Below are 6,310 nucleotides of genomic sequence, written 5' to 3'. Positions count from 1 at the left end.
GTGAGATCACCACGCCAACGACGAGGGGCCCTGCCTCGTCACCACCCCTGCTGACCAGCCTCTTTCACCCTCCAGCACAGGATGAAAGAGGCTCACTGAAGCGGTCGAACTCCTGGCCGCTCTCACCCCCGGCCTGACTGACACGGTGCGGACCGCATCGACGAAGGCGTACCTGATCCTGGACGGCACCCTCCTGCCCATCGACCGCATCGCAGCGGACCGGCCGTTCTACTCCGGCAAACACAAGAAGCACGGGATGAACGTGCAGGTCATCGTCGACCCCTTCGGCCGGTTGCTATGGGCCTCACCGGCCCTGCCCGGCGCCGTCCACGACATCCGCGCAGCCCGCGAACACGGCATCATCGACGCCCTCGCCGAGGCAGACATCCCGTGCTGGGCCGACAAGGGATACCGAGGTGCCGGTGGCACGGTCCGCATCCCGCACTGGGGACGGTGGGAGACCCTCTCCACAGGCCAGCAGGCGGTCAACCGGTCCCATGCGAAGATCCGGGCCCTCGTCGAGCAGGCCGTCGCCACCCTCAAGTCCTGGCGACTTCTACGCAAGCTCCGCTGCTCGACCACCCGCATCACCAGCCTCGTACAGGCCGTCCTCACCCTGCATCTGACCAGCTCAGAGTGAAGATGGAAAAGGCTCAGTGCATATGCCAGCTCGACATGCCACACGCTAGACGTGTTTTACGCCATGTAAATCGAACGGGTGAGCGCTTTCCGGCCAACTTGCGATCTAGCGGCGTTGGGCCATTCACCCTTTTTGCCTAGGTCCATCCTTCACAAGGGCACGCCTGCAAACATCAAGAGACCTCGACGCCCGACAACAATTTACGCTGGCCAGCATCGCCGTGAGATGAACTTGCATGTTGCATCCAGTAGCAATGCGGAATGCTTGCTTACCGATACGCACATCGCTTGCCCGGCCGGAGTGATCGTGCGATCTTGCTTCAGGCTCCCCGCTCAGTACGCAAGTAGTAACTCTGCGTAGAGTAGGACGCTTGAACGTACCAGGGGGCACGGCGATCGCAACGCCGTGCCCCCCTGACCTGTCGCAGTCCATCCCGATCTAAGGAGAACTTTTATGCGAAGGCGTGCGGGTATCGTAGCGGGCCTCTTTGCCACCTCCGCGGTGCTGATGAGCATCCCGGTGGCTCAGGCCAAGGTGTGTGCGTCCCAGTCCTGCTCTTCGGCCATCAGCTCCTGGCAGGCTGTGAGGATCTGCGACGGCGACGCCGATGGCAACGCAGTCGAGAGTAACTACTACCGTGACAACGGCAACCACGCCACTGTCCAGGAGCACAGCGGCAAGGACAACTGCGAGGACAGCGGCGCCAGCACCAACAAGGTGTACCGTCACCAGGCCCACCAGATCCGCGACTTCGCTCCGGACCTGTGGTCGAGCTGGGAGTACCGCTACTAGAAGTTGAAAGAGGGGCGCGGGCTCGAACGTTGAGGCCGCGCCCTTCTCTCGACTTCGCGTCCCGAACACGAGCCGGAGCCTCCGTATGCAGAAGACCAACATTGCCGGCGTGGACGTCCGTGACCTTCGCTACGAAGTCACTGGACGTGCCATTCTCAAAGGGGTGGACCTCTCGGTAGGTCACGGTGAGAGCATCGCCATCACCGGTCCCAGCGGGTGCGGGAAGAGCACTCTTCTCAGTTGCCTGTCCGGCCTGGTGGAACCCACCTATGGCAGCATCACCGTGGACGGGCACGTACTGACCGGGATGTCAGCGAGCCGACGAGCGGGGGTCCGGCTTCGTACCATTGGCATGGTCTACCAATTCGGTGAACTTCTTCCCGAACTGAGTCCCTTGGAGAACGTGGCGCTGCCAGCTCTCATGGCCGGCGCCCCGCCGGGCCAGACGTACTCAAAGGCAAGAGCCCTGCTCGACGACTTGGGGGTGGGCCACGTGGCTGCCGGAGAGACGGGAATCGTCTCCGGTGGCGAGCGCCAGCGCATTGCCGTAGCCCGCGCGCTGATCGGTGACCCTCGGCTGATTCTCGCTGACGAACCGACCGGCGCTCTGGATGGTGAAGCGTCACTCACCGTAGCTGAGCTCCTCTTTTCACTCCCTGTACAACGCGGCTGTTCATTGGTGGTCGTTACCCACAACCCAGAGATCGCAGCACGTGCCGACCGCCTGTTGGTCATGCGAGGCGGGCAACTGCACCAGAACGGCGTGGTCGACCGATGACGAAGACTTCACCGCAGTCGGCAAAAGCACCTGCGCCTGTATCAAGCTCCACCCCAACATTGGCGTTGGGGAAACGAGGTGGACGCATCGGGCTTGCCTTGGCCGTGGGCCGGTGCGGTGGACGTGGCACAGGTGGGGGTATCCACCGTGCCTCTCTTATGTGCGCAGCATTCCTTGCCGTCGTCACGATGTGGGCACTCGTAGCCGCTCATGCCGTGTACGGCGAACGTGATGCCCGCATGACAGCACGCAACCCGATCCCTGTGGTCGACGGAGTCACGGACTCCACGATCGCGCGATGGTGGGAACGACCCGACGCGGTCAACGAAAGGGCCGTGTCAGTCATCTACATCCGCCCCATTCGCACCGCGGTGACCCCGCCCCCAGGGCTGAGCACCTGGCCGAAGCCTGGTGAGGTGTACCTTTCACAAGCACTCCTCGACGAGGAACCGGAAACAAGCACCAGGTACGGCAAGCTCGCGGGAACTATCGGTCCGCACGGTCTGGCCGACGCCTCTGAACTCATCGCCTATGTGAACCCCGCCCAGCCAGACTTCTTCGACGAGGTCTTCGAGCCCACATCCCGCATCCAGGGATTCGGCAACCCCGATCGGCGCATGTTCTTCGTGGCGTCTCACCAGTTCGACAGAGGGCTTGCCGAGCTGGACCTTCTTATCGCGATCATGGCGGCACTGCCCTGCGGTGCACTGATCATGGTCGCTGTCCGCAGCCGGGCGGAGACACGCGACCGCCGCCTGGCTCTCCTGGATGCGCTGGGAGCGCCCACGGTCACACGTGCGCTGGTCGTCACAGGTGAAGCCTGGATGCCGATCGCCGCAGGCGCGACAGTGGCAGGAATCATCCTTGGCTCAGTCGCCTGGATTTTCTCGCCCACGCTTCCCTTCACGGGCTATCAAGTGTGGTCCTCCGACCTTCGGATCGCCCTACCGCAGTTGCCCCTGGTCGCTCTCGCCGTATTCGCGGCCCTGGTACTGCTCACCGTGCTGGCCAGCATCCGCCGGCCCACACGCAAGGGGGCCCGTCCTGCACGAACGGGTCACGGCAGGACGCGCTGGCCTGTCTGGGTCTTCCTTCTGGGATTCCTCGTCACAGCCTGGGGCTCGCAGGAACGTGGTGCGAGTGGGCGCATTGCCTTCGTCATCGGTGCGGTGTTCACCCTGGCTGCCCTACCGCATTCCGCAGGACAAATCGCTCGTATCATCGGACGGCGGGTCGCGGAGCGCGGCCGGAAGTCCGGAGACCCTGTCCGCATCGTTGCCGGTCGCTGGCTCCAGGCCCGCCCGGCTACATTGGCGCGGCTCAGTGCGGCCCTGATCGTCGGACTGGGCATCGTCACTCTCGGCCAAGTCCTCACCACACAATTCGCGGGGCCAGTAGAGGCCGCCCGTGAGCGTTACCAGACATCCGGGGCCGAACTTGTACAAGTACGGTCTCGCAACATCCCTGCGACCGCCCCTGCATTCGTCAAAGCCGTCGGGCCAAACCGGGTCCTGAGGTACTCACCGGAGAGCCAGCCCCAACAGGGCGAACCGCAAATCAGACTTACCGGAACCTGCACCGCATTGCGGCACCTCGGTGAGCTGCGCACATGCCCCTCGACGCCCCAGAAGCCCGAGCAGGTGTACACCAGCCTCAGCCCGGCCGGCGTCCAGATCTTCCGTGTCCAGGACTTGACCAGCGCTCCGGTCACTTCCGTCTGCCATTGCTCGGCTCCGGAAGACGGAGACAAGGTCATGTACGGCTTCCTTGCCGTCAACCAGAACGGAGTCACTGGCCTCAATCGCATCTCGGAAGCGGCACACACGCATCTCATCGGTCCCATGACAGCTCTCCCAGGACAGGGCTGGGTCCTTTCCTCCGTAGCGCAGGCGGCCCAAATCCGTTGGATGCTCGACATCGCCCTCCTCGGACTGCTCGCCCTCGCCGCCGCAGGCGCTCTGGGCGCGGCAGGCATCTTCCTCGAACAGGCCAAAGCCCTCGGGCCTCTGTCCACATACAGAACTGATCAAGTCTTCTACCGCCGCATCGCCCTATGGAACCTGGCCCTCCCGCTCAGCGCCGTAGGAACGATCGGTGTCCTGGTAGCGGCTGCTCTGGGCGGACTACTGATCAATCTGGGCAAGGGAGGCTGGATGTCGGCACCACTTCTGGCGGTTGGCCTCGGCTCTGTTGCCCTGGCAGGGTTGGGGGTAGCCGCCGTGTGCGGACGAGTGGCCGGCCGACAGGCAGTCACCTGGAAACCACAGGGTGACTGACCTGTCACATGGGTGAACCTTTTCAGCCCGGGCCTTACTGAGCCGTTTTCATCCTGTCTTGCAGGGGTGATGACGCAGGTCAGCAGGGTGGTGTGACGAGGCGAGGCTCCTGGTCGTTGCGGTGGTGTTCTCTACGCACCACGCTTCGCCCGAGGAGCCTCGCTTGGTCCCGTATCGTGCCACGCTCGACGTCCCGCATGAGCTGGTCGAGCACGTCTCATGGCTGATCTATGCCCGAAGGTGTGAACGCGGCACACGATGGCGCAAGCCGGGCTGTTTCCACCAGGCTCTGCCGGCACTGGTGCACCTACGCAAGAACGAGACGCTGCCCCAGCTCGCGGCGGGGTTCGGTATCTCCACCGCAACCGCCTGGCGGTACGTGGACGAGACCCTCGAGATCCTGGCGTCCTGGGCGCCCGGCCTGCAGGAGGCCCTCGTTGGCCTGGGCGAAGGAGACTTCGTCATCGTCGACGGCACGCTCGTCCCTATTGACCGCATCGCCGCGGACGAGCCGTACTACTCACAAAAACACCGCGAGCACAGCCGTGAACGTCCAGGTCGCCGTACGACCGGACGGCACCCCGCTGTGGTTCTCCCGCGCGACGCCGGGCCGCACCCACGACCTCACCGCGGCCCGCGCCCACGGCATCGTCCAAGCCTGCCTCACCCGGCAGATCCTCGTGCTCGCCGACCGCGCCAACCAGGGCGCCGGCGCCACCTTCCGCACCCCGTACTACCACCACAGCGAACAACCCTCCCACTACCAGCAGTTCAACCGCGACCACGCCCGACTCCGAGCCCCGGCGAACGCGCCTTCGCGCAACTCAAAACGTGGCGGCTACTGCGGCGAGCCCGCTGTTCCACCCGCCGCATCGGCACGGCAGTCCAAGCCGTTCACACCCTGCTGACCTGCACGTATTCAGGATGAAAATGGTTCACTGAGCGGACCGGTCTGCCCATCTCTGTCGGAATCTCGCCAGCGAACCTGCACGACAGCCAGGCCCTGATCCCGCTGGTGAAGGGCATACCGCCGATCCGGTCCCGCCGCGGGCCCCGGCGGCGCAAGCCGGGCAAGCTCCACGGCGACAAGGGCTACGACTACTCCCACCTGCGGCGATGGTTACGCGAGCGTGGCATCACCCACCGCATCGCCCGTAAGGGCGTCGAATCTTCACAGCGGCTGGGCCGTCATCGCTGGACCATCGAACGCACCGTGGCCTGGCTCGCCGGCTGCCGCCGACTCCACCGACGCTACTGAACTTGATTGAGTGATGTCGGGACAGTTCGCCTGACAGCAGTCTGGCTGCTCCGGTAAGTCCTGGGTCGTGAGATACGCGCAGGGTGGTGGGCTGACCGACGCCGAGAGGGCCGCGCGGGAGCGGATCCGGTTGCAGGCTGTCGTCCGCTTCGAGGCCGGTGAGAAGAACCGAGGGGTCGCCGCTGCGCTGCGGGTGAGCGAGCGGTCGGTGGAACGGTGGCGCCGGGCCTGGCACGAGCACGGCCAGGCCGGCGTCCTGTCGCAGGGTTCTTCGGGGCGTTCGCGGCTCAGCGAAACGCAGATCGCCAGGCTGGAGCGGGAGTTGGAGCGTGGCCCGCTGGTCCACGGCTGGGCGGACCAAAGGTGGACGCTGGCGCGGATCAAGACGTTGATCGGCCGGCTCTTCCACGTCTCCTACACAGTCGAGGGCACATGGCGGCTGCTGAAGCGCCACGGCTGGAGCTGGCAGCAGCCGGCCCGGCGCGCCATCGAGCGGGACGACGACGACGCGGTCGAGGTGTGGAAGAAGGAGACCTGGCCGCGGGTAAGACGTCGTTTCTTATGGT

3 protein-coding genes and 4 pseudogenes are annotated in these 6,310 nt (G+C 64.8%); all 7 read left to right on the top strand.

The features are described from left to right. Positions 1-91 precede the first annotated feature (91 nt). A pseudogene (locus ACWGSR_RS35745) lies at positions 92-640 on the top strand (transposase family protein); the annotation flags it as partial. Between the two features lie 534 nt (positions 641-1,174). Beyond that, on the top strand, positions 1,175-1,432 hold the full coding sequence (locus ACWGSR_RS35740) for a hypothetical protein (RefSeq protein WP_453573239.1): 258 nt from the start codon (positions 1,175-1,177) through the stop codon (positions 1,430-1,432). Positions 1,433-1,517: 85 nt separating this feature from the next. After that, positions 1,518-2,210 (top strand): ABC transporter ATP-binding protein, encoded by a 693-nt coding sequence (locus ACWGSR_RS35735; protein ID WP_453573236.1) that lies wholly within the window; start codon positions 1,518-1,520, stop codon positions 2,208-2,210. 239 nt (positions 2,211-2,449) lie between these two features. Beyond that, positions 2,450-4,486 (top strand): FtsX-like permease family protein, encoded by a 2,037-nt coding sequence (locus tag ACWGSR_RS35730; RefSeq protein ID WP_453573233.1) that lies wholly within the window; start codon positions 2,450-2,452, stop codon positions 4,484-4,486. 163 nt (positions 4,487-4,649) lie between these two features. Then, positions 4,650-5,414 (top strand): annotated as a pseudogene (locus tag ACWGSR_RS35725) (transposase family protein). Positions 5,415-5,426: 12 nt separating this feature from the next. Beyond that, positions 5,427-5,741, top strand: a pseudogene (locus tag ACWGSR_RS35720) (transposase); the annotation flags it as partial. A gap of 70 nt (positions 5,742-5,811) precedes the next feature. Next, a pseudogene (locus ACWGSR_RS35715) lies at positions 5,812-6,294 on the top strand (winged helix-turn-helix domain-containing protein); the annotation flags it as partial. Positions 6,295-6,310 lie beyond the last annotated feature (16 nt).

This window comes from Streptomyces sp. NPDC055632, assembly GCF_053618675.1.
The sequence above is the reverse complement of the archived record's forward strand: the minus strand, read 5'-3'. Positions and strand labels throughout refer to the sequence as shown.

Excerpts from the sequence above, each read along its gene's own strand:
- ACWGSR_RS35735 (WP_453573236.1), top strand. The coding sequence starts at position 1,518 with ATGCAGAAGACCAACATTGCCGGCGTGGACGTCCGTGACCTTCGCTAC.
- ACWGSR_RS35730 (WP_453573233.1), top strand. The coding sequence starts at position 2,450 with ATGACAGCACGCAACCCGATCCCTGTGGTCGACGGAGTCACGGACTCC.